The 23,563-nt window shown below is 68.2% G+C and carries 21 protein-coding genes; 6 read left to right on the top strand and 15 right to left on the bottom strand.

Features of this window, described 5'->3' with window-relative positions; genetic code table 11:
• Positions 1-6 precede the first annotated feature (6 nt).
• Positions 7-642 carry a TetR/AcrR family transcriptional regulator gene (locus tag AC3DEZ_RS10915; protein ID WP_488388219.1) on the bottom strand — a complete coding sequence of 212 codons (636 nt, stop codon included), beginning with the start codon at positions 640-642 and terminating at the stop codon, positions 7-9.
• 89 nt (positions 643-731) lie between these two features.
• Here AC3DEZ_RS10915 and AC3DEZ_RS10910 point away from each other — a divergent pair, with 89 nt between their 5' ends.
• Positions 732-1,343 (top strand): NAD(P)H-dependent oxidoreductase, encoded by a 612-nt coding sequence (locus tag AC3DEZ_RS10910; protein WP_488388218.1) that lies wholly within the window; start codon positions 732-734, stop codon positions 1,341-1,343.
• Between the two features lie 18 nt (positions 1,344-1,361).
• Here the strand turns inward: AC3DEZ_RS10910 and AC3DEZ_RS10905 are convergent, their stop codons facing one another.
• The 5 genes from AC3DEZ_RS10905 to nudE form a co-directional block, all read right to left on the bottom strand.
• Complete coding sequence (locus AC3DEZ_RS10905) at positions 1,362-1,664, bottom strand: Mpo1-like protein (protein ID WP_488388217.1); 303 nt, start codon at positions 1,662-1,664, stop codon at positions 1,362-1,364.
• An 82-nt stretch (positions 1,665-1,746) separates the two neighbouring features.
• Entirely contained in the window at positions 1,747-2,070 is a 324-nt protein-coding gene (locus tag AC3DEZ_RS10900) for a YnfA family protein (RefSeq protein WP_447103203.1), read from the bottom strand.
• Between the two features lie 34 nt (positions 2,071-2,104).
• A complete protein-coding gene (mazG, locus tag AC3DEZ_RS10895; RefSeq protein ID WP_488388216.1) occupies positions 2,105-2,932 on the bottom strand; it encodes a nucleoside triphosphate pyrophosphohydrolase in 828 nt (275 codons plus the stop codon).
• Positions 2,916-3,737 carry a 3'(2'),5'-bisphosphate nucleotidase CysQ gene (gene cysQ / locus AC3DEZ_RS10890; protein WP_488388215.1) on the bottom strand — a complete coding sequence of 274 codons (822 nt, stop codon included), beginning with the start codon at positions 3,735-3,737 and terminating at the stop codon, positions 2,916-2,918. The genes mazG and cysQ overlap by 17 nt, the downstream gene beginning before the upstream one ends.
• A complete protein-coding gene (nudE, locus tag AC3DEZ_RS10885) occupies positions 3,734-4,288 on the bottom strand; it encodes an ADP compounds hydrolase NudE (RefSeq protein ID WP_447103206.1) in 555 nt (184 codons plus the stop codon). The genes cysQ and nudE overlap by 4 nt, the downstream gene beginning before the upstream one ends.
• Positions 4,289-4,377: 89 nt before the next feature.
• Here nudE and bioA point away from each other — a divergent pair, with 89 nt between their 5' ends.
• Together bioA and AC3DEZ_RS10875 are read left to right on the top strand one after the other, a co-directional pair.
• Positions 4,378-5,751 carry an adenosylmethionine--8-amino-7-oxononanoate transaminase gene (gene bioA / locus AC3DEZ_RS10880; RefSeq protein WP_488388214.1) on the top strand — a complete coding sequence of 458 codons (1,374 nt, stop codon included), beginning with the start codon at positions 4,378-4,380 and terminating at the stop codon, positions 5,749-5,751.
• Complete coding sequence (locus AC3DEZ_RS10875; protein ID WP_488388213.1) at positions 5,742-6,479, top strand: 16S rRNA (uracil(1498)-N(3))-methyltransferase; 738 nt, start codon at positions 5,742-5,744, stop codon at positions 6,477-6,479. Before bioA ends, AC3DEZ_RS10875 begins: the two co-directional genes overlap by 10 nt.
• 31 nt (positions 6,480-6,510) lie before the next feature.
• Here AC3DEZ_RS10875 and AC3DEZ_RS10870 read toward each other — a convergent pair whose 3' ends face one another.
• From AC3DEZ_RS10870 to pilG, 7 genes are all read right to left on the bottom strand, one after another.
• The gene (locus AC3DEZ_RS10870) at positions 6,511-6,861 is read right to left on the bottom strand and encodes a hypothetical protein (protein WP_488388212.1); all 351 of its coding nucleotides are present in this window, start codon (positions 6,859-6,861) and stop codon (positions 6,511-6,513) included.
• A gap of 140 nt (positions 6,862-7,001) precedes the next feature.
• Entirely contained in the window at positions 7,002-7,469 is a 468-nt protein-coding gene (locus AC3DEZ_RS10865) for a chemotaxis protein CheW (RefSeq protein ID WP_488388211.1), read from the bottom strand.
• A gap of 13 nt (positions 7,470-7,482) precedes the next feature.
• Positions 7,483-8,790: a chemotaxis protein CheB gene (locus AC3DEZ_RS10860; RefSeq protein WP_488388210.1), complete on the bottom strand. Its 1,308-nt coding sequence runs from the start codon at positions 8,788-8,790 to the stop codon at positions 7,483-7,485.
• Positions 8,777-14,941, bottom strand: a complete 6,165-nt coding sequence (locus AC3DEZ_RS10855) for an Hpt domain-containing protein (protein ID WP_488388209.1) — start codon at positions 14,939-14,941, stop codon at positions 8,777-8,779. Before AC3DEZ_RS10855 ends, AC3DEZ_RS10860 begins: the two co-directional genes overlap by 14 nt.
• Positions 14,942-14,979: 38 nt before the next feature.
• Positions 14,980-17,016, bottom strand: a complete 2,037-nt coding sequence (locus tag AC3DEZ_RS10850; protein ID WP_488388208.1) for a methyl-accepting chemotaxis protein — start codon at positions 17,014-17,016, stop codon at positions 14,980-14,982.
• Between the two features lie 37 nt (positions 17,017-17,053).
• On the bottom strand, positions 17,054-17,587 hold the full coding sequence (locus AC3DEZ_RS10845) for a chemotaxis protein CheW (protein ID WP_447103214.1): 534 nt from the start codon (positions 17,585-17,587) through the stop codon (positions 17,054-17,056).
• Between the two features lie 43 nt (positions 17,588-17,630).
• Positions 17,631-18,032 carry a twitching motility response regulator PilG gene (gene pilG / locus AC3DEZ_RS10840; protein WP_141455768.1) on the bottom strand — a complete coding sequence of 134 codons (402 nt, stop codon included), beginning with the start codon at positions 18,030-18,032 and terminating at the stop codon, positions 17,631-17,633.
• Positions 18,033-18,275: 243 nt separating this feature from the next.
• Between pilG and gshB the strand changes: the two genes are divergently transcribed.
• From gshB to AC3DEZ_RS10825, 3 genes are all read left to right on the top strand, one after another.
• Entirely contained in the window at positions 18,276-19,223 is a 948-nt protein-coding gene (gene gshB / locus AC3DEZ_RS10835; RefSeq protein ID WP_447103215.1) for a glutathione synthase, read from the top strand.
• Position 19,224: 1 nt separating this feature from the next.
• A complete protein-coding gene (locus tag AC3DEZ_RS10830) occupies positions 19,225-20,106 on the top strand; it encodes an energy transducer TonB (protein ID WP_488388207.1) in 882 nt (293 codons plus the stop codon).
• A gap of 318 nt (positions 20,107-20,424) precedes the next feature.
• The gene (locus AC3DEZ_RS10825) at positions 20,425-20,787 is read left to right on the top strand and encodes a helix-turn-helix domain-containing protein (protein WP_488388206.1); all 363 of its coding nucleotides are present in this window, start codon (positions 20,425-20,427) and stop codon (positions 20,785-20,787) included.
• A 54-nt stretch (positions 20,788-20,841) separates the two neighbouring features.
• On the opposite strand, the gene tsaB is transcribed toward AC3DEZ_RS10825, so the two are convergent.
• Both tsaB and yoaA read right to left on the bottom strand, forming a co-directional pair.
• On the bottom strand, positions 20,842-21,567 hold the full coding sequence (tsaB, locus tag AC3DEZ_RS10820) for a tRNA (adenosine(37)-N6)-threonylcarbamoyltransferase complex dimerization subunit type 1 TsaB (RefSeq protein WP_488388205.1): 726 nt from the start codon (positions 21,565-21,567) through the stop codon (positions 20,842-20,844).
• Entirely contained in the window at positions 21,564-23,561 is a 1,998-nt protein-coding gene (gene yoaA / locus AC3DEZ_RS10815; RefSeq protein WP_488388204.1) for a DNA repair helicase YoaA, read from the bottom strand. The genes tsaB and yoaA overlap by 4 nt, the downstream gene beginning before the upstream one ends.
• Positions 23,562-23,563 lie beyond the last annotated feature (2 nt).

Below are 23,563 nucleotides of genomic sequence, written 5' to 3'. Positions count from 1 at the left end.
GATCGCCTAGGCCTTGTCCTCGCATCCACCGCGCTCGACGATGCCGACAATCAGATCGGTCAGCGCGCGGATGGCCTGCGCCGCGTCGATGGCTTCCGCCACCGCCGCGTAGGAGAGCGATTCCGCCGCGCCCAGCACGGCCCACAGACCCGCCGCGGGCAGCCGTCGATCCGGCGCGAACCGCACCAGCAGGTCATGACACTTGGCCATGAACGCGCTCTGGTACTCGTGCTTGATGCGCTCCATCTCGGGCGAACCGGCCAGGGCGGCGACCACACCCGGGATCTCCCTTCCCTGCGACAGCACGCATTCCACGTAGCAGCGCGCGATGACGCGCGCGCGCGCATCCAGATCCGCCGCGCCCTCGCGCAGCGCCGCGTCCATCAGGGCGGTCTGGCGCGCGTCGAAATCCCGGTACAGCGCGGCGAGCAGCCCCGCGCGGGTTCCGAAATGGTCATAGACCACCGGCTTGGTGACGCCCGCCGCTTCGGCCAGGCGTCCGAGCGACAGCGCTTCCGTGCCCTCTTCACCGATCAGGCGCCAGGAGGCTTCCAGCAACTGGCGATAGCGCGCATCGCGCGACAGGCGCCTGCGGGCGACGGGTTCGGAGGCCGGATCGGCAGGGGTGACGCGGCTTGACATTGCTATATACCAAAAGTAGGTTATGGCCAATAAGTTACCGAAAGTATATACCGACCCTCCACCCCCGCCGTACCCTCTGGAGCCCTCCGATGCACGCCTTGATCGTCACCGCCCATCCCCTGCCCCCATCCCTCACCCACGCGGTGGCACGCCGGCTGGCCGATGGCGTGGAAGATGCCGGACACACCACCGAGCTCGCCGACCTCGCCCGGGAGGGCTTCGATCCGCGCTTCACCGGGGGCGACATCGCCCGCTTCCAGCAACGGGCCCCCGCCGACGCGGACGTGCGCGCCGAGCAGGCGCGCATCGATCGCGCCGATGCGCTGGCGCTGGTCTATCCGGTCTACTGGTGGTCCATGCCGGGCCTGCTCAAGGGCTGGATCGATCGGGTGTTCTCGCAGGGCTGGGCCTATGAGGAACGGGAGGGGCGCGACGAGCGCCGGCTCGGCCACCTGGCGGTCCACCTGCTCGCCATCGGCGGCGCCGACCTGCGGACCTATGCGCGGCATGGTTATTTCGGCGCGATGCGCACCCAGATCGACCATGGCATCTTCGAGTACTGCGGCGCGCGCGTGATCACTTCCGAACTGCTGGTGCCAGCCGCCGGCGAGGACGCGCGGCGGCATCTGGACACCGCATTCGGTCTTGGCCGCACCCTGTTCCGGATCGGCTCGCAGGACGGCGTGGCGGACGCGGCGTGAACGCTCGGAACCGGACGTTCAGAACCGGATTCGGCCGATGAGGATGTCCTTGAACATCACCCAGTCGCCGGCGAAGGAATAGAACGGATGGCGGAAGGTGGCCGGACGATTCTTCTCGAAGAAGAAATGCCCCACCCAGGCGAATCCGTAGCCACAGAACAGCGCCGCCAGCAGCCACCACGGATTGCCCGACACGATCGTCCAGGCCAACAGGAGCAGCACGCCGCAGCTGCCGATGAAATGCAGGCGGCGCGAAATGCGGTTGCCGTGCTCGCTCAGGTAGAACGGATAGAACTCGCGGAAACTGGCGAAACGGCTCATGAAGCGCCCTCCCGGTCCGGCATTGCGCCAACCGGCGGGATGATGGCCCCGCGCGCCCGTGGACGCAACGCCGCGCGGGCGTTCAGGCCGGCCGCGGCGCGAACATGATCACCGCCATGCCGAGCAGGCACAGGCCCGCGCCCAGCAGGTCCCAGCGCGTCGGTTTGACTGCGTCCACCGCCCACAACCAGCCGATCGCGATGGTGACGTAGACACCGCCGTAGGCCGCGTACACACGGCCCGAGGCGGTGGGATGCAGGGTCAGCAGCCAGGCGAACAGCGCAAGACTCGCCGCCGCCGGCACCAGCAGCCAGGCGCTGCCGCCCTTGCGCAACCACAGATACGGCAGATAGCAACCGACGATTTCCGCCAGCGCGGTGATGACGAACAGCAGCAGGGTTTTCATGCGCGAGCTCCTTGGCGACCCTGTGGCGACCGGCTCATTCCGTCGCGCCGCGTTCCTGCCGCTTGGCCTGTTGCCACAGATCTTCCTGTTGCGCGAGCGAAAGATCCTTCAGCGTTTCCCGGCGTTCGGCCGCGATCGCCTCCATGGCGCGGAAGCGGCGTTCGAACTTGAGGTTGGCGCGGCGCAATGCCGCACCGGGATCGACCTTCGCATGCCGGGCGAGGTTGGCCGCGACGAACAACAGATCGCCGATCTCGTCCTCCAGCCGATCATGGTTGGCCACCACGTCGCCCTGCGCCAGTTCGGCCTGGACCTCGCCGATTTCCTCGTGCAGCTTGTCGATCACCGGCGCGGGACCGGGCCAGTCGAAACCGACCCGCGCCGCGCGCGATTGCAGCTTCACCGCGCGCTGCCATTCCGGCAGCCCGCGCGAAATGCCGGCCAGCGCGGACGCATCGGCGTTGCCGGCGACGGCACGCTCGGCCTGCTTGATCGCTTCCCAATTGCGGGTCTGCGCTTCGGCGTCCTCGAAACGGTCGTCGCCGAACACGTGCGGATGGCGCCGGACCATCTTGTCGCAGATCGCCGCCACCACGTCCGGGAACGCGAACGCACCCTGCTCCTTCGCCATCTGCGCATGGAACACGACCTGCAGCAGCAGATCGCCGAGCTCGTCCTTCAGATCCTCCAGATCGCCACGGTCGATCGCATCGGCGACTTCGTAAGCCTCCTCGATCGTGTACGGCGCGATGGTGGCGAAATCCTGTTCCAGATCCCACGGGCAACCGCCTTCGGGATTGCGCAGGCGCGCCATGATGTCGAGCAGTTCGCGGATGTCGCGCGGATCAGGCGGTCTGTTCAACGGCGCCGTCCTCCAGCCACTCGCGCCACGGCAAGGCGGGATCGCCCAGGGCGATGAAATCGCCATTGAGCAGGGTTTCGCGCCGGTTGTAGCGGAACGCGCGTCCATCCGGCGCCAGCAATGCGCCGCCCGCCGCCTCCAGCACGCACTGCGCGGCGGCCGTGTCCCATTCCGAAGTCGGCCCGAAGCGCGGATACACGTCGAGGGAGCCTTCGGCGATGCGGCAGAACTTCAGCGAGGATCCCAAGCCCACCAGTTCGATGTCGCCCATCCGCGCCAGCACCGACTCGGTGCGCGCGTCACGATGGGAACGGCTGGCGGCGACCCGCAGCGGCGCCTTCGCCGGCGCCCGGCTGCGCAACTGCTCATCCACCTGGCCGCGCCGGCGATAGGCATGGCGGCCACGTTCGGCGTGCCAGATCTCGCCGGTGACCGGCGCCTGCACCACACCGAAGATCGGGATGTGCTGCTCGATGAGCGCGATGTTGACGGTGAACTCGCCATTGCGCTTGATGAATTCGCGGGTGCCGTCCAGCGGATCCACCAGCCAGTAGGTCGGCCAGGCACAACGGGTCTCCCAGGGGATGTCGGCCGCTTCCTCCGACAGCACCGGCCATTCCGGCGTCAGGCGGCGCAGGCCTTCCGAGATCACCCGGTGCGCGGCCAGATCGGCCGCGGTCAGCGGGCTGTCGTCGGCCTTGCGGGCCACGTCGAAGCCCTGTTCGTATACCGCCATGATCGCCTCGCCGGCTTCGCGGGCGATGACAAGAACGGCTTCGTGGAGGTCAGAGGTCATCCGGCTCATGCCGAGGTACGCAGCCATTCGCGGACGATGAACAATGCCGCCAGCGAACGACCTTCCGAAAAATCCTCGCGCAGCATCAGCTGGTCGAGGGCATCAAGCTTCCACGGCACTACTTCCAACTCCTCGGGTTCGTCTCCGGGCAGGCGCTCCGGATACAGATCTCGTGCGACCACCAGCCAGGACTGGTGGCTCATGTACAGGGGCGCCTGGGTCAGGCTGCGCAGCACGTCGACACGGCGCGCGCCGTAGCCTGCTTCCTCCTTGAGTTCACGATCGGCGGCCTGCTCCGGCGTCTCGCCGGCGTCGATGCGGCCCTTGACCAGGCCCAGCTCGTAACGATGCACGCCGGCCGCGTACTCGCGCACCAGCAGCACGGTGTCATCGTCGATCAGCGGCACCACCACCACCGCGCCGTGGCCATCCGCGCGCACGCGGTGGAAGCGCCGGCGTTCGCCATTGCTGAACTCCAGATCCAGCTCTTCGACATTGCGGTCCAGCGGGCCGCCGGATCGCTCGGTCACGCGATGGATGATCGGCAGGCGGCGGCTCATGGCCGCTCCCCACGGACAGGAACCGGGCGACGGGACGGCAGGCACGCCGATATCATGGCGGGATGGTGGCGACGAATCATGAAACCCGAATGCTAGCAGAGGCGGACGCGTGGCGTTCGCGCGATCTCGCGGTGCTGTGGCACCCGTGCACGCAGATGCGCGAGCATCCCGACACCCTCCCGCTGGTGCCCATCGCCCGCGGCGAAGGCGCCTGGCTGATCGGCCAGGACGGCCGTCGCTACCTGGATGCGGTCAGCAGCTGGTGGACCAACCTGTTCGGCCATGCCGAGCCGCGCATCGCCGCCGCCATCGCCCGCCAGGCCGGGCAGCTGGAACAGGTGATCCTGGCCGGCTTCAGCCATCCTCCCGCGGTCGAACTGGCCGAACGCCTGCTGGCGCTGGCGCCCCGGCAATCCGGGCGCGCTCCGCTGGCAAAGGTGTTCTATGCCGACAATGGCTCGGCCGGCGTGGAAGTGGCCCTGAAGATGGCCTTCCACTATTTCCACAACCGTGGCGAATCGCGGCGGACGAAGTTCATCGCCCTGGAGAACGGCTACCACGGCGAGACCCTGGGCGCGCTGGCGGTCGGCGACATTCCGCTGTATCGACGCATCTACGCGCCGCTGTTGGCCGAAGCGCTGTTCACGCCCTCGCCGGACGCGTACCTGGCGGAGCCTGACGAAACCGGCGCCGATGTCGCCCGGCGCGCCGCCGATGCGCTGGCGGATCTGCTGGATCGCCACCCCGGCGAAATATGCGCGCTGATCCTGGAACCGCGGGTGCAATGCGCCGGTGGCATGCGCATGCACCATCCGGATTATCTGCGACGCGCACGCGAACTCTGCGATGCGCACGGCGTATTCCTGATCGCCGACGAGATCGCGGTCGGTTTCGGCCGCACCGGCACCCTGTTCGCCAGCGAGCAGAGCGGGGTCATGCCGGATCTGCTGTGCCTGTCCAAGGGCCTGACCGGCGGCTTCCTGCCGCTCGCCGCGGTGCTGGCCACCCAGGCCATCTACGACGCGTTCCTCGATGACTCGCGCGAACGCGCCTTCCTGCACTCGCACAGCTACACCGGCAATCCGCTGGCCTGCGCCGCCGCGCTGGCCAGTCTGGACATCTTCGCGCAGGACGACGTGCTGGTCCGCAACCGCGCGACCGCCGCGCGCATGACCGCGCTGGCGGCCCCGCTGGCGGACCTGCCCTGGGTGGCCGACGTGCGCCAGGCCGGGATGATCCTGGCGATCGAACTGACCCGTGACGGCGATCGCCGGCACCCGTTCGATTCCGGCCGGCGTATCGGCCTGCACGCCTACCGCGCCGCGCTGGCGCGTGGCGTGGTGCTGCGTCCGCTGGGCGATGTGCTGTACTGGATGCCCCCCTATTGCGTGGACGCGGCGCAGCTCGATCTGCTGGCCGCCACCACCCGCGCCGCCATCGAGGAGGCCGTCGCATGCGCCTGACCCGTTGCCACGTCGATCTTCCGCTGGCCCCGGCGCGGACGTTCGCGCTGCCCGAAGCCGCCGCCAACCATCTTGCCCGCGTGCTGCGCCTGCGCGAAGGCGACGAATGCGTGTTGTTCAACGGAGACGGACAGGATCACGTCGCCCGTCTGGTCAGCGTGGGCAAGCGCGAGGTGCAGGTCGAGGTGCTGTCCTCGCTCGCGGTCGAGCGCGAATCCCCCCTGCGGCTGGCCCTGATCCAGGGCATCGCGCGAGGCGAGAAGATGGACCTGATCCTGCAGAAGGCGACCGAACTCGGAATCGCTCGGATCCAGCCGGTGAACGCCGAACGCACCGAAGTGAAGCTGGATGCGGAGCGATTGGACAAACGGGTCGCGCACTGGCGCAGTGTGGTGGTCTCCGCCTGCGAGCAGAGCGGCCGGGCCAGGATTCCGGAACTGTCGCCACCGACCGCGCTGATGCAGGCGGCGCAGGCCTGCGATGACTCGGACCTGCGCCTGTTGCTGGATCCGGTCGGTGAGCTTTCACTCGCCAGCGTGGCGCCGCCCGCGGGCGCGGGCATCGTGATCGCCATCGGTCCGGAGGGCGGCTGGTCACCACGCGATCGCGAGGTGCTGCTGGCGTCCGGTTTCCTCGGCCTGCGACTCGGCCCGCGCATCCTGCGCACGGAGACCGCGGGATTGGCCGCCATCGCGGCATTGCAGTCGCGTTTCGGCGATCTCGCCTAGCCGATCTTCAACAGCGGCAACGCCGGATCGTTCAACGCCAGGCCGCCAGTTCCTCGGCGGTGATCCGCCCGTCGTGATTGCGATCGACCAGCTTGAACTCGCTGGCCAGCGCGTGGCCTTCCGGCACCTCGTCGCGGGTCAGCACGCCGTCGCCGTTGCGATCCAGGTCACCGATGGTCACGCGATAGTCGGCGGCATTGGGCAGCGTCTCGGGCTGTCCCCAGCGCACCGTGACCGGTCCGCTCTGTTCCTGCAACTGGCGGCTCTGGCCACCACCCTGGTAGGCGGTCAGCGGTTCGCTGCGCACCGGTTGCGGTGACGCCTGCTGCGCATTGGCCTGCAATGCCAGCAGCCAAAGGGGAAGAAGGATCCAGGCTTTCATGATGGGCCTCCCGGTTCGCGGGAATGGGCTGCACCCGGCAGCCCGATCACGCTGTCACCGTCGCCTCCAACTCCGTGTGAACGCGCGGGTCCGCGCCAGCAAGCGTTCAGGGCAGTGGAAACAGCGTGAACATGCGCCGCTCAGGCGGCCTGCAATGCCTCGTGGATGCGCTGCTCGACCATCTGCAGGTCCGGCAGGATCGCGACTTCGTCGCCCAGCAGCACGCGAACCTGCACACCCGCCGGCAGTTCCTCCTCGGTCGCGTCGGCCAGCAGGCCATCGCGCGGCACCGAGACCAGGCGCGGGAACGAAGGCGTCAGCAAGGCGTAGTACGGCAGGTCTTCCAATCCTTCCAGGGCCTTGAGCACCACGATCTTGCTGCCAACCGGCGCGACGTCGCCGCCCAGGCCGGTCAGGCGCGCGAAGGCGACCAGCGGCACCCGCCAGCCGTGCCAGTCGATGGCGCCGGCCAGCCATGTCGGCGCGCCTTCGATCGGGATGATCGGCGCGCGCGACAGCACCTCGGCAATGGTGGCATTCGGCAGCAAAAGGCGGTCGTCGCCGGACTGCACCAGGACGCCACGGATCTCGTCGTTCGAATGTGCCATGAAGGAGCTCTCCTCAGATCCAGCGTTCCGCCAGTTGCCTGGCCATCTCATTCGGTGTCACCAGCTGTCCGCCACGCGCGGCCAGCGCATGCGACGCCGTCGGGTCATAGCAGCCCTCCGGCGCCTGGCCGACCACCCACGCACCCTGCACCACCAGCGGCCATGCCGCGTCGACCCACAGGCCATCGCTGCCGCTGAGCAGCAGCACCGCACTGTCGCGCGGCGGCAACTGCGCCATCGCGGCATCGAGCGCGCCCTGCGCGCGGAAATCCACCGCGCCCTGCTCCACGCCGATTCCGACATCGCCAGGCAGCACGTAGACGTGCCCGGCCTCGGCCACGTGGCCCGCTTCCGCCAGCATCACCGGCATCGTCGACGCGCGCGCCATCTGCCGCACCAGGTTGTCATAGCGTCCGCCATCCAGCTTCAGATGGATGATGAGCGGGCGGCCGAAGTCGGGCGGCAGTTCGGCCAGCAGCTTGCGGATGGCGTCCGGGCCACCGATGCCGGCGAACACCAGCACCGCGCCGGGCGCACGCGGACCACCCGCGGCGGCGGCGTGTTCCAACGGCTCCAGTGACAGCTCCCACTTCGACGCCACCGGCGCTTCCACCGCCGGCGGCGCAACCGGTCCGGACGCGGATGCGGGCGGCGCCGCGGGTTCGGAGGTCACCGGCTCCAGCGCCAGATCCCAGACCGGTTCGATGACCGGCGGCGGTGTCGGCTCGCCGCGCGTCTCCGCCGCAGGCTCCACCCTGGGCGCCGCGCCGCGCAACCACTCGTCCGCATCGATCACCGCGGACTGGGCGGCCGCCGGCGGCGGACGGTAGGCGAAATCGTCGTCGGGCAGTTCCCAGGCCCGATCCACGGCCTCGTGCACGTGCGGCTCGATGGCCGCGTCGGCGTGCATCTGCGCGGGCGTGGGTGGCAGGCCCGGCTCAAGCGCGAGGGAAGCATCCTCTTCGCGTCCCGGCGGCAGCACGTCGTCGTGGCCATTGATCTTGGCCGCCAGATGGCGGGCCCAGCGCCTCGCCTCCCAGCCGTCGCGGCGGACCGCGAGTTCGGCTTCCTCGAAAATCACCGCGATGGCCGGGTTGTCCAGCAACGCATCGAAGCGCGCGAGGCTGTCCTCGATTGCCGGCTCCAGCGCCACCAGCACGACCTGCGGCGCCGCGTCCCCCACGGTCTGCACGTCGATGGCGCCGGGGTCGTCTTCCAGCACGATGTCCGCGCCGACTTCATGGAGGGTACTGCGCAGGCGTTCCCTCGCCGGTCCGGGACGCGCCAGCAGCGCGACGCGCTTGGCTTCATTCCCGGACACGTGCGATTCCCAGCAGATCGTAGACGTTGCGCATCAAATCCAGTTCCTGGTACGGCTTGCCCATGTAGCGCTGCACGCCGATGTCGAACGCGCGCTGGCGATGCTTGTCGCCGGTACGCGAGGTGATCATCACGATGGGCACGTCCTTGAAGCGCGGGTCGGCCTTCATCGCGGTGGCCAGCTCGTAACCGTCCATGCGCGGCATTTCGATGTCCAGCAGCATGAGGTCCGGTACCCGATCCTCCAGCTTCTCCAGCGCTTCCACGCCGTCGCGGGCCACGGTGACTTCGAAATTGTGGCGTTCCAGCACGCGGCCGGTGACCTTGCGCATGGTCAACGAGTCGTCGACCACCATCACCAGAGGCACCCGCCGCTGCTCCTGCACCGGCGCCGCCGACGCGGGCTGTTGCGGCTGGGCCAGTTGGCGGCGCACCAGCGGTGCGATGTCGAGGATGACCACGACGCTGCCGTCGCCCGTGATGGTGGCGCCGTAGATGCCGGGAATCGAGGCGATCTGCGGACCCACCGCCTTGACCACGATTTCGCGGTTGCCCAGTACTTGATCGACGGCGACCGCCGCGCGCATGTCGCCCGCGCGGATCAACAGCAACGGCACCTGCGCCTCGCCCTCGGCGCGCGCCGGCGCGTGGCCGACCAGGTGGCCGAGGTTGTACAGGGTGTACTCCTCGCCACCATAGACATAGCCACCAGTGCCGGCTTCGAAGCGCGCGTGGCTGATCCGGCCGATGCCGCTGACCGATGCCACCGGTACCGCGAACTGGGTCTCGCCGATCTGCACGAACGCGGCCTGGGTCACCGCCAGCGTCTGCGGCAGGCGCAGGGTGAATTCGGCGCCTTCGCCCTGGCGCGAGGCGATATCCAGCGAACCGCCCAGCTGGCGCACCTCGTTGTAGACCACGTCCATGCCGACGCCGCGACCGGCCAGCTGGCTGACGCTGTCGTAGGTGGAGAAACCCGATTCCAGGATCAACCGATCCAGATCGATATCGTCGATCACCGTGCCCGGCTGCAGCAGACCGCGCTGTTCCGCGCGTTCGCGGATCGCCGCGCGGTTCAGGCCGGCGCCGTCGTCGCGCACGCTCAGCACCATTTCCGAACCTTCGCGGCGCAGGTTGACCTGCACCGTGCCTTCTTCCGGCTTGCTGGCCGCCGCACGCCGGTCGGGCGACTCCAGGCCATGCGCGACCGAATTGCGCAGCAGATGCTCCAGCGGCGCGGTCATGCGCTCCAGCACGTTGCGGTCCATTTCGCCGTGGGTGCCTTCCAGCAGCAGGCGGACCTGCTTGCCGGTGTCGGTCGCGGCCTGCCGCAGCACGCGCCGCAGACGCGGCACGATGCCCTCGAACGGCACCATGCGCGCGCGCATCAGGCCATCCTGCAGTTCCGAACTCACGCGCGACTGCTGGTGCAGCAGGCTGTCGTAGTTGCGCGCCAGATCATCCAGGACGCCCTGCAGGCCGCTGATGTCGGCGGCCGATTCGGCCAGCGCGCGACTGAGCTGCTGCAGGGTGGAGAAGCGGTCCAGCTCCAGCGGATCGAAGGTCGCGTCCTGATGGTCCTGCTCGCGCTGGTAGCGGGCGACGATCTGCGCCTCGGTCTCCAGGTCCAGTCGGCGCAGCTGATCGTGCAGACGGATGTTGGTGCGTTCCAGTTCGGCCATGGCGCCACGGAACGCGCCCAACTGCTGTTCCAGGCGGGCGCGGTAGATCGCCACTTCGCCGGCGTGGTTGACCAGGCGGTCCAGCAGATCCGCGCGAACGCGCACCTGCTCCTGCTGGCTGTGCGGGAAGAACTCCTCGTCCTGCGCGAACTCGGTTTCCACCGGCGCCGACAACGGCGTGAGGGTGACCGGCGCACGCGGCGGCTCGACCCGGCGTTCCGGCATCGCGGGCGCTTCGAGGCCACGCGCGTGCGCGGTGAACTCCGCGATCAGTCCGTCGGGAATCTGGACGGTGCGGCGCGCGGATACCCGCTTGAGTTGTTCGTGCAGGGCGTCGAAGCCGCGCTCCAGCAATTGCACGCCGCGGCGATCCAGTTCGGTGCGCTGGGCGACGATCGATTCCAGCATCGATTCGATGGCATGTCCGAGATCGCCGACCGGGTGGATGCCCGCCATCCGCGCACCGCCCTTGAGCGTGTGCAGGTCGCGTTGCAGGCCGGTGACCAGGCTGCGATCTTCCGGCGTCTCGCGCAATCTCGCCAGCAGGTCATCGGAATGGTCCAGCAGGTCGTTGCCTTCCTCGATGAAGATCTCGACCAGATCCAGATCCAGGCCGGCCAGATCAAGGGCGTCTTCGGGCTGCTCTTCCATAGGCGAGACCTCGCCGGATGCCGGCATCGCGGACTCCGGTACCGGGGAATCCACGGACGCCGGCGCATCGCCGGGTTCCGCGACTTCGCCATCGGCATCGACATCCGCTTCGGCTTCCGCAGGTGTTTCGACGGAGACTTCTTCCGGGATTTCGGCGTGCGCTTCGGATTGAGGCCCGGTTCCGGGCTCCGCGTCCGCATCGGCCGCAGCCTCGTCGGAGGATGCATCACCAATGACAGCGAGTGCTTCGGCAGCCGTCTCGTCCTGTGGAGAGCCCGACGCGTCGTCCGCATCGACGACCATCGGCGCATCGGCATCAACGGTATCGCCGACTTCCGGTTCGATGCCGGAAGCAGCTTCCTGTTCGAGCGCCGCGACAGCAGGCTCTTCGCCGTTCTCCGGCACGGCGGTTTCATCTGCCGGCAAGACGGTTTCCGGCTCCGGCGCGGCAAGGCTGTCGCCACTGTCCCGCGCGTCGATCGCCTCGCCTTCCACGAGTTCGCCGGCGTCCCCGGCGACAGGCGCTTCAACGGCGTCATCGGCCTCCAGCGCAACGGCCTCCCAAACCAGCGCATCGTCCGCGCCGGAGGCATCGTCGGTGGCTTCAAGGGTCTCGACCGGTGTGGCCGCATCGAACTCGAGCGTGGCGTCGCCGTGAGCGGTCTCGACAGCCGCATCCAGACCGATTTCCTCGATCACCAGGGCATCATCGGAGGCTTCCGCGGAGACCTCGACAGCCGGCCCCGACCCGCTCCCATCCGCCATTGCCTGCGTGTCGACGCCCGCGTCGGACCCAGCGCCGACGGTGGCGCCTTCGGCATCGGACCAGGGTGTATAGACATACGAGGTGCGCACGTCATGCACGTCGTAGAAGTTGATGGCACTCGCGGCGGATGCGGGGTCCATGCTCGCGGAGGTGGCGGCGCCAACAGCGTCATCACCCGCCGGCTCCACCGCCGCGGACGCCTCCGGCAGCACCGGCGATACGGAAGCTTCCTCCGCGGCGATCGTTTCCTGCGCCGTGTACGCCGGCTCGATCCACGCGGCCGTGCCGAGCGCATCGGCATGGCCCGGCTCGATGAACCGGGACAGGTCATGCGGCGCCAGCTGCACGTCCTCCAGCGACATGGGCGGGGCGATGGCCGAGAGTGTTTCGACGTAGGTGCCCTGGGCACTGTCGTTGATCACCTGCGCGCCCGTGCGCACTTCGGGCAGGGTATCGCGCAGGTCGGCCAGCCGCGCGGACAGTTCCGCGAATACCGGAATGCGCGGCGACGGCCGTTTGAGCGCGGTGATGCTGCGCGCGATTGCGGCCGCGGCATCGGATAGTGCCTGCACGCCTTCCGGCACCGGCGTTTCGCCCGCGGCCAGCAGGCGCTTGATGTATTGCTCGGCCGGCGCGGTGACCTCGATGATTTCGGGCACGTCCGCCATCGCGAACGCGCCGTTCATCGTATGCATCGCGCGCAGCAGCGGTTCGGTCGCCGGCTGCGGCGCGACGCGCGCCGCGGACAGCCAGCCATGCACCGTCTCCAGATGGGTACCGACCTCGGTTTCCAGAATCTCCCGCAGCACCGAATCCACCGACGCCGGCGTGCCTTCCAGGATCTCCGGTTCGGATTCCGGCTCGGGCGCGTCGTCGATCGATTCGACCGTTTCGACCAACGCGTCTTCCTGCCCGCCCTCGTCGGAGGCGACCGGGCTTTCCTTCGAATAGAACGCTTCCTCGCCGGCGGCGACGCGATCGGCCACCGCCTTGATGCCTTCCAGATCCGCGGTGACCGGCGCCTGCCCCCGAAGTGCCGCGTTCAACTGCGGCAACACCTCGCAGGCCTGTTCCAGCATCAGCGCCACCGCCATGCTTGGCGCACGCGTGCGGTCCAGCACGCGGTTGAGCATGTTCTCGACTTTCCAGCTGAACTCGCCGAGCACCTTGGCGCCGACCAGCCGGCCACTGCCCTTCAGGGTGTGGAACACCCGGCGAATCGGGCGCAGGCGTTCGAGATCATCCGGTACCATCCGCCACGCCGGCAGCAGTTGGCGCAGGTTGACGATTTCCTCGTCGAATTCTTCCAGGAACACTTCCCGGATCTCGTCATCGATGTCGCCGGCGTCGCCTTCGAAGCCACCGGCCTGCGGCGTCGGAGCCGGGGGAGCCGCGAGGGACGCGGACGGTGCATGGACGACCGGATGCGGCACGTGGCCATCGCCACCCGGCGTCAAAGCGCTCGCCGCGGCATCGATGTCCGCCATCACCGCCACCAGTTCGGCGTCGTCGCCCGCCGTGTCGGATTCGACATCCCGTTCGGCCGGCTCCCAGCTGACGGGCACGGTGCTCGCCGGCGGTGGCGCTTCCTCGGTGAATTCGAAACCCACCGGATCGAATGGGTGCGCCTCGGCGACCGGCGCTTCCTCGATGGTGGCGGCCACGGGCGCGGTGATTTCACTGGACGGCTCGATGGCCGGCGGTACTTCCACCACGATCCCGGCGGGCGCGGTGACCGGGGCTTCGTCCGGCAACGGCCAGTAGCGCAGGTTTTCCAGGCTGCTGCGGGTGATTTCCAGAATGTCGTCGCGGTTGGGACGTCGCTCGCGCAGCGCCTCCAGGTAGTACTCCAGGCTGGCCAGCGCGTCGGCGAGGGTGTCCAGTTGCTGCCCGCCCGGCACTCGGCGCCTGCCGATCAGTTCATTGCTGACATAGCGGCGCACGCCCAGCAGGTAATCGCCCGCCTGATCCAGTTCGAGCATGCGCATCGCACCGGCGACTTCATCCAGCAGGCGCGGCACTTCCGTCAGTTCGGCGTGATCCCAGTTGGTCTCGATGAAGGCGACGAACTTTTCGCGCGCGGAGGCGAAATTGATGATCGCCTCCTGCGCCAGCACTTCGACCGTGCGCTGCGACTCGACCGCGCTGGGGTCCTGCTGTCCCTCGTCCGCCGGGCCGCCCAGGCGCGCGACCTGGTCGTCCAGCGACGCATCCACGTAGAGCAGCGCGCCCGCGATGTCCAGCAACGTCCCCTCGTCCGCCTCGCGGCGGCCTTCGGCCACGTCGCGCAGCGCATCGCGCTGCTGCTGCACCACGTCGCGGGCCACGCCCAGTCCCATCATGCCCAGGGTATCGGCGACGTTGCCCAGTTCCGACACCTGTTGCTGCAGCGCCGCCGCATCGCCGCGGGTGCGCAGGTGCAGGTCCAGCGCATCCTTGACCCGCAGCAGTTCCTCCTTGACCGCGTTGCCGACCGTATCGAGCAGTTCGCGGTTGCGTCCGCTGATGCTGCTGCGCGCATGATCGATCTCCTCGGCGCTGGGCTGCGGCGCCTCGGCGGCCTGCGTTCCCGGCGGGAACAACATGCTTTCGTTCAGGCCCGGAGCGCCGCGCGCATTGCGAATCTCGTTGAGCAGCGGCAGCAACACGATCGGAATGTCGCGATGGCCGTCCTGCAGGCGTTCCAGATAATCCGGCAGCAACACCGCGCCGCGCATCAGGGTGGCGCAGGCCTCCTCGCGATCGACGACGGTACCTTCCTGCAGCGCCTGCGCCAGCTGTTCCAGTTCTTCGGCCACCATCGCCGGTGCGTACAGCTCGACCATCCGCAGGGTGCCCTGGACCTGGTGCAGATAGCCCGCGCAGAAGCGCATGCGGCCGGTGTCGGCCGGAGTCTCGACGAACGCCTCGATCTCACCGCGCGCCAGGCGCAGGGTTTCGTCCAGTTCGGGCTTGACCCAGCCCAGGACGGCATGGCTCATGGCCTCGCGCAGCACGCTCATCGGCACGCTCCGTCGGCAAGCGAGCGGCAGCCCGTCGGGTACAGGTGCCATGCGGTGGGAATTCGGGCTTTCATCCGTGCGTTCCGTCCTCAGCCCGGCAGTTTGAAGTCGGCGACCGAGCGGCGCAGGTCCGCCGCCAGTTGCGCCAGGTGGCCGATCGAATCGGCGGTCTGCTTGGCGCCCAGCGAGGTCTGCGAGGTGATCTGCCGGATCACGCCCATCGTTTCGGTGATGTCCGTCGCCGCGGCGGACTGCTGCTGGGCGGCGCCGGAGATGTTCTTGATGAGGTCGTTCAGATCGCTCGACACGCGTTCGATCTCGCCCAGCGCGGTGCCGGCGTCCTCGGCCAGACGCGCACCGGACACCACTTCGGCGGTGGTCTGCTCCATCGAGCTGACCGCTTCGTTGGTGTCGGCCTGAATCGCCTGCACCAGCGACTCGATGCGGCGGGTCGCGTTGGATGTGCGCTCGGCCAGGCGCTGCACTTCGTCGGCCACGACCGCGAAACCGCGGCCGGCCTCGCCCGCCGAGGCGGCCTGCACCGCCGCGTTCAAGGCCAGGATGTTGGTCTGTTCGGAAATGTCGTTGATCAGTTCCACCACCGAGCCGATTTCCTGCGACGACTCGCCCAGCCGCTTGATGCGCTTGGAGGTTTCCTGGATCTGATCGCGGATCTGGTCCATGCCGCGAATGGTCTCGCGCACGACGCCGGCGCCCTCGGTCGCGATCTGCACCGAGCGCTGCGCCACGTCCGCCGATTCGGTGGAGTTGCGCGACACCTGGTCGATGCTGACCGCGATTTCGTTGATGCGTTCGGACGCGGTGGTGATCTGGTCGGCCTGGTGGCCGGCCGCCTCGGCCAGTTGCAGCGCGGTGGCCTGGGTTTCCTGGGTCGAGGCCGCCACCTGCACCGAGGTGTCGTTGATGGTGGTCACCAGGTTGCGCAGTTCGTCCACGGCGTAGTTGATGGCGTCCGCGATGGCGCCGGTCATGTCCTCGGTCACCGAGGCCTTCACCGTCAGGTCGCCTTCACCCAGCGAACTGATTTCATCCAGCAGCCGCATGATCGCCTGCTGGTTGCGGCTGTTGAACTCGACCTGGGTCTGGTACCGCGTTTCCTGCTCGCGCTGGCGATTGCGGTACAGGCTGAACAGGAAGCCGCCGATCGAGACCAGCAGCAGCGCGCCGGCGCCGACCGAGATCCAGAAATTGGGGAACAGGCGGGTATCGCGCACCGAGCCGAACGCGGTGAACGCCTCGAACAGGCGGGTGCTGTCCTCCAGCATCGTGCCCGCGCCGTTGGTGAGCGCGGTCGCCGAGGACTGCGCACCGAACAGGTTCTTGGAGCTGCCGAGGATGGCGTCCAGATCCTTCTTCATGTTGTTCCACAGCGCCTGCGACTGGTCCAGCGCCGCCAGCGTGCCGGGGCCGCGGACCGCGGCGATGCCCAGGTCGGCGTTGCCGTTGCGCAGGCCGTCCAGCACCTGGCCGAACAGCACCGCGTCGCGACCCAGCGCGTCGCCGGCCATCGCCGCGCCCGCGCCGCCGGCGCGGATTTCGGTGACGCGGCGCGCCATCGTGCCGGCCAGCACGACCTGCTGCAGCGCGCTGTAGATCTGCGAGGACGGCGCACCGCTGGCCGACATCGCGCGCACCACTTCGTTCAACTGCGCCTGCAGCTGCGGCACCTGGCCGGCGAAGCGATCGGCGTTGCCGGACAGTGCAAGCACCGCGGCTTCGCTGGCGATGATCTGATCGGCGCTCTTGTCCAGCGGCGCCCAGGTCGCCTTCAACTGGTTCAGCGGGCCGACGATGGCGCCTTCCTTGCCGAACCGGCCTTCCAGTTCATTGACCGTGGTGTCGATGCGTTCCTTGGTCGAACGGAACGATTTGAATGCCTCGGCATTGCCGGCCACGGCCTCGCGGCCGTAGTTGGCCAACTGCTGCGACAGCACGCGCATGTCCGATGCGCCGGTGCTGGCGCCGGACAGCCGACTGCCCTGCCAGGTGGCGACGCCCGTGTTGGCGCCGAACAGCAATACCGCAATCACCAGCAGGACCAACCAGGACGTGCTGCCCAGGCCGCCCAGCTTGCTGGTGTTGGGGGAATCCGCCGCAGTGCTCATCTTCCAAACCCCTGGCTGTTTCTAGTTGTCGTCCGCGTCAGAGCGCGGCTTGTCGGAACTCCGGCGTCCGCGCCAGCAACGACAGCGCGAACACCCCCCAATCGTGCTCGTCGCCGTGATAGGCACGGTCGACGAAATGTGCGTAACGCCCTTCGGTCAAGCTCCCCGGCTCGGTCCGCTGGGCTTCGTTGAAACTGCGCTGTCCATACAATTCGTCGATGGTCAGGGCGACGTCCCCGCCGGGCTGGCGCATCACCAGCACCCGCTGTCCTTCATGCAGCACCGTGCGCTCGCCCTCCAGGAACTGCTTGAGGTCGACCACCGGGAACAGGTTGCCGCGCAGGTTGCCGATGCCCAGCAGCCAGGGTTGCGCCCCGGGTACCTGGGTCATGGGCGGCAGCGGCACGATTTCCACCACCTCGGCGAAATTGGACACCAGCCGGCGCTGGCCGACCCGGTAGCCGACGCCCCGCCACTGATCCGGCGATTGCTCGACGGCGGGCAGCACGACCGCGTGCGCCAGGCTGCGGCGCTCGTACTCGGCAAGGATGTCGAACGGTGTACGGCTCATGGTCCGCTCCCAGTGCGCGGTGTGGCAGTCGGCGTCACGGCGCTCAGGTGCTGACGTGCGCGCGGATCGCGCCGAGGAGTTCCTCGCGCGTGAACGGTTTGGTCAGGTATTGCTCGGAGCCGACGATCCGTCCCCGCGCCTTGTCGAACAGACCGTCCTTGGAGGACAGCATGATCACCGGCGTACTCTTGAACACCTGGTTGTTCTTGATCAGCGCGCAGGTCTGATAGCCGTCCAGGCGCGGCATCATGATGTCGACGAAGATGATCTGCGGCTGCTGGTCGGCGATCTTGGCAAGCGCCTCGAAGCCGTCCGTCGCGGTCACCACTTCGCAACCTTCACGTTTTAATAGGGTCTCCGCCGTGCGGCGGATGGTTTTCGAGTCATCGATAACCATGACCCGGAGGCCATTGAGTTCCCCGGCCCGGTCAGCGTTCTGCGTCATTACTGGAATCCCCGTGCGCGCGACGCTTCATTGACCAACCGGCGTCGCTGCGATGTCCCCTATATTCCAGCCCGGGCGCGGGCTGTCAAGTTGAGGCTCCGGAAAGGCCCCAGCTGAACACGGCGATGCGAACCCCGTCTCATTTGCACTTCCCTGGTTTCAGGTGGGTCCGCCGGACCGGGCCGATGGCACGGGCCTGCTAACATCGCGCCACTTCCCGCACCGGTTCGCCCCCTCCCCGCCATGCCGTTCGATGTCATCGTCGTCATGGACCCCATCGGGTCCATCAAAATCGCCAAGGACACCACCTTTGCCATGTTGCTGGAGGCCCAGCGCCGCGGCCACCGGCTTCACTACGTGATTCCCGGCGGCCTGTCCCTGCGTGGCGGCGAGGCCTGGGCGCGCACCGCGCCGCTGGCGGTGAAGGACGACAAGGCCGGGTGGTTCACCCTGGGCGAGCCGGTCGACCAGCGTTTCGGGCCGGGCCAGGTGGTGCTGATGCGCAAGGACCCGCCGGTGGACGGCGAGTACCTGTACGACACCCACATCCTGTCGGTGGCCCAGGCCGCCGGCGCCCTGCTGGTGAACGACCCGCAGGGCCTGCGCGATTTCAACGAAAAGCTGGCCGCGCTGCTGTTCCCGCAATGCTGCCCGCCCACCCTGGTCAGCCGCGACCCGGCCGCGCTCAAGGCCTTCGTCCACGAGCATGGCGAAGCCGTGCTCAAGCCGCTCGACGGCATGGGCGGACGTTCGATCTTCCGGGTCCGCGCGGGCGACCCCAACACCAACGTCATCCTGGAGACCCTGGTCGGTCCGGGCCACCAGGCCCTGGCCCAGCGCTTCATTCCCGGCATCAAGGACGGCGACAAGCGGGTCCTGCTGGTGGATGGCGAACCGGTGGATTACGCGCTGGCGCGGATCCCGCAGGGCGACGAATTCCGCGGCAACCTGGCCGCCGGCGGCCGCGGCGAAGGCCGTCCGCTGAGTGATCGCGACCGCTGGATCGCGAGCCAGGTGGGACCGGAAATGAAACGCCGGGGCATGTTGTTCGTCGGCCTGGACGTGATCGGCGACTACCTGACCGAGGTCAACGTCACCAGTCCGACCTGCGTGCGCGAACTTGACGCCCAGTTCGGATTGAACATCGCCGGGCAGTTGTTCGACGTCATCGAGCGCAAGCTGGCCGGATGAAATGAGCGCCGTCGCCGTCGCCGTTGCCCCGCCCCGCGTCGGCGAGAACGAGCGCCTGGGCGCGACCCTGGCGCTCTCGCTGATCCTGCACGGCATGTTGGTGCTGGGCGTGGGCTTCACCCTGGACGAGGCCGCGCCGGTCGTGCCCACCCTGGACGTGGTGCTCAGCCAGACCCAGACCCCGCTGACGCCGAAGGAAGCCGACTTCCTGGCCGCCGCCAACCAGCAGGGCGGCGGCGACCATGACAAAGCCCGGCGACCACGCGACAGCCAGGCCGGCTGGGTTCCCCAGCAGGAAACCGGGCTGGCGCCACAGCCGCTGCGAGCGCAGTCGCCCGCGCCCGCGCCACCGCCGGAGGCGCGCGTCATCACCACCCGCGACAGCGAACAACGGGTGCCAACTGCGCAATCGACGCCGCCAATCGAACACCCCGATCTTCCGCGCGGCGATCGCAAGATCCAGCACGACGCCGAGATGGCCCGCCTGGCCGCCGAGATTCACCTCCGCTCCGAGCTGTACGCCAAGCGACCCAAGCGCAAATTCGTTTCCGCCAGCACCCGCGAATACGCCTATGCCAACTACCTGCGCGCCTGGGTCGATCGCGCCGAGCGCGTGGGCAATCTGAACTACCCCGACGAAGCGCGCCGCAAGCGCCTGACCGGGCAGTTGGTCATCAGCGTGGCGGTGCGCCGCGATGGTTCGATCGAGCAGACCCGCATCATCCAGTCCAGCGGCATTCCGCTGCTCGATTCCACCGCGCTGCGTATCGTCCGTCTCGCCGAGCCCTTCCCGCCATTGCCGGAAACCGACGAGCACATAGACATCCTGCACGTCACCCGCACCTGGAATTTCCTGCCGGGCGGTGAAGTGCGGGATGAGTGACCACCATCTTTCCTGACAGCGAGCACCGGCGTTCCGCGTTCGTCCATGCGCCAACTTCTTGTCGTTACGGACACCGAGCGCGTGTCACAGGCCACGCACGAAGACAAAGTCGATTCTTCACGTACGGGCGCCCTCGCTGGATGCATCGAGATGTGGACGTCACGCGGGTCATTCATCCATTCGGGCCGGCAATTGATGTGATTTCTTGATCTTGTGCAAGCTTATCTACGCAACGCGAATGTCAATGTTAATTGCATCGCCGCGCAGGAGAGGACTAGGCTCGTGGCCGTTCTCTCCAACAGAAGGCAACACATGAAAATGACCTCACGCATCCGCCAGGCCCGACAGCATGCTGGCCTCTCCCAACAGGAATTGTCCCAGCGCATCGGCGTCACCCGTGGCGCCGTCGCCAACTGGGAATCCGATTCTGAAATCACGCCGACGGTCGAGCACATGATCCAGCTGGCGCTTCTCACCGGCGTGAATTTCGAATGGCTGGCGACGGGGCGCGATGCGCGCAACGACGATCAGATCGCTTCGAAGCCCGTCGTCGCCCCGGAAGAGTTTGCCCGCGACAGCGACGAACGTTGTCTGCTGCAGTTGTTTCGCGAAGCGCCGAAGCAGCAACGTTCGCTGATTCTGGATGTCATCGAGGTCCATGCGCGCAAGCGGCGCGCATGATCGCGGCATCCCGCCCGCGCCGCTGCGCGGGCGGGATGAGGGCCGGGGGCCTGTCTACTTCGACGCCCGCAACGCTTGCTGCTCGGCCAGCGTCAACGCGACGTTGTCGCGCAGGTAGGCGGGCTCCACCCGCTCGGGCGCGACGGTTTCTCCCCGCGCGCAGGCCAGCGAAGCCAGCTGCGCCAGATCCGACGCGTGCGGCAGGACCTGCGCGTCCACACTGGCCAGCCGCGGCTGCAGGCGAGCCTGCAGGGCACCATCGAGCGCGGCGAAACCGGTACCGGCACCATGCCAGCGTCCGTCCTCGTCCGGCAGGACGACGTTGTCCGGCGCAGACACGGTTTCCTCCGACAGGGCAATCAGGTCCGCGCCGTCCCGCATGAAAGCGCCCGTGTAAACCTCGCCCATGCGGGCATCGATGGCCGCCAGGATCCGTTGCTTCGCCCCGACCGGCTCGGTCGCATAGGGAAGCACGAGGGAAGCGGCCACCACCTTGAGGGTCGAGATCGGCACGATCGGCCGGTCCAGCGCCATCGCGATGCCTTGCGCCAGCGCGATCGCCAGGCGCACGCCGGTGAAGGCGCCGGGACCGCGGCTGATCGCGATCGCATCCAGATCCGTCCGCGCCACGCCGGCGTCCGCCAGCAGCGCATCGGCCCACGGCAGCGCCAGCTCGGCATGCCGGCGCGGCGCGATCTCGAAGCGTTCGCGCACCTCGCCATCCAGATACAGCGCGACCGAACAGGCTTCGGTGGCGGTCTCGAACGCTAGCAGTTTCATGACAGATCCATCTCCCTCTGGCCCACCGATTCTGGCGCAAAGAACGCCTGCACGTCTTCCACCCGTCGGGTCCGCGCGAATGGCGGCAGCGATTCCAGGAACACCCGGCCATAGGATTTGCCGAGCAGGCGCGGGTCGCACAGCACCAACACGCCGCGATCGGTCTCGCTGCGGATCAGCCGGCCCACGCCCTGCTTGAGCGCGATCACCGCCTGCGGCAGCTGCTCGTCGCGGAACGGATTGCCGCCATGCCGGCGAATCGCGTCCAGACGGGCCTCGAACACCGGATCATCCGGCGCGGCGAACGGCAGCTTGTCCACCACCACCACCGACAGCGCGTCGCCGGCCACATCCACGCCTTCGCGGAAACTGGCCGCGCCGAGCAACACGCCGTTTCCGGATTCACGGAACTTCTGCAACAGCAACGCACGCGGGGCCTCGCCCTGCACGAATAGTGGCCATGGCCCACCCCGCAACAACTCCGCGGCTTCGCGCAGCGCGCGGTGCGAGGCGAACAGCAAAAAGGCGCGCCCCTGCGAGGCATGCAGCACCGGTTTCACCGCCTCGATGACGGCGCGACCGAAATCGCGTGAGCCCGGATCCGGCAGGTTGCCGGGCAGGTAGCACAGCGCCTGTCGCGGCCAGTCGAACGGGCTGGGCTGCAGCAGCGTGGGTGGATCCTCCAGGCCCAATCGTTCGGCGTAATGATCGAAATGTCCGCCGACGGCCAGCGTCGCCGAAGTGAACACCCAGGCCGCGCGCGACTGTTCGCGGTGCGCGCGCAACGGCGCCGACACGTCCAGCGGCGTGCGCTGGCAACGGAAACCGCGCTGGGTCAACTCGTACCAGAACACGTCGCCGGCGGCGTCATGCGCAGGGTCGTCGTCGTCGAAACCGGGAATCGCCTCGCCCTCGCCTTCGCCCAGCCAGCGCGACAACCGCGTGGACAGTTCGCGCGCACGCGCGGCGCAGGCATCCAGGCCAATCGAGGCTTCGGCCATGCCGACCACGCACTGGAACAGATCCGCCAGCGCTTCGACCATGTTGTCGAATCCCTCGCTCACCTCGACCTTGCCCAGCGCGCGTTCGCGGGTGCCGCGCACCGGCAGGCCTTCCATCGCCAGGCGCAGCTCGCGCAGGGCGTGTTCCAGCCGCTGGACCGGCGCCTGCATCGCCGCGAGCGCGCCCGGCACGTCCTTGCATTCGCTCAGGCAATCGCGCCCCAGCTCCTGCAATGGCCTTAGGCCGAAGCCTTCGCCGAAGAAATTCGCCGCCAGCTCGGGCAACTGGTGCGCTTCGTCGATCACGAAGGCCTGCGCGCCCGGCAGGATTTCGCCGAAGCCTTCCTGCTTCAACGCCAGATCCGCCAGCAGCAGGTGATGATTGACCACCACCACGTCGGCCGCCTGCGCGCGCTGGCGCGCCTGCACCACGAAGCAGTCTTCCCAGAACGGGCAATCCGATCCCAGGCAGTTGTCCATCGTGGAGGTGACCATCGGCAGCAATGGCGAATCATCGGGCAGGGTCGCCAGTTCAGCCATGTCGCCGAAGTGGGTGCGGCCAGCCCAGGCCACGACTCGCTGGAACTGGTCGATCTGCTCGCGCGAGGTGAAACGGGGCTCGCCCTTGGCCTGTTCCAGCCGGTAGCGGCACAGGTAGTTGGCCCGCCCCTTCAGCAACGCCGATTTCAGGCCGACGCCCAACGCGTCGCGCACGCGCGGCAGATCGCGATGATAGAGCTGATCCTGCAGCGCGCGGGTACCGGTGGAGACGATCGTCTTCAGGCCGGACAGCAGCGCCGGCACCAGATAGGCGAACGTCTTGCCGGTGCCGGTGCCGGCTTCGGCGATCAGCACGTCGCGCTGTTCGAAGGCATCGGCAATCGCGCGGGTCAGGCGCTGCTGCGCCTCGCGGGGAACGAAAGCATCGAGACGACTGGCCAGGGCGCCGCCCTCGCTGAGGGCTTCGCAACTGGCTTGGGCAAGCTGGGACATGC

The organism is Pseudoxanthomonas sp. 134C1, assembly GCF_057773065.1.
Note: the sequence above shows the minus strand (reverse complement) of the source record. Positions and strands in the feature narration are given on the sequence as shown.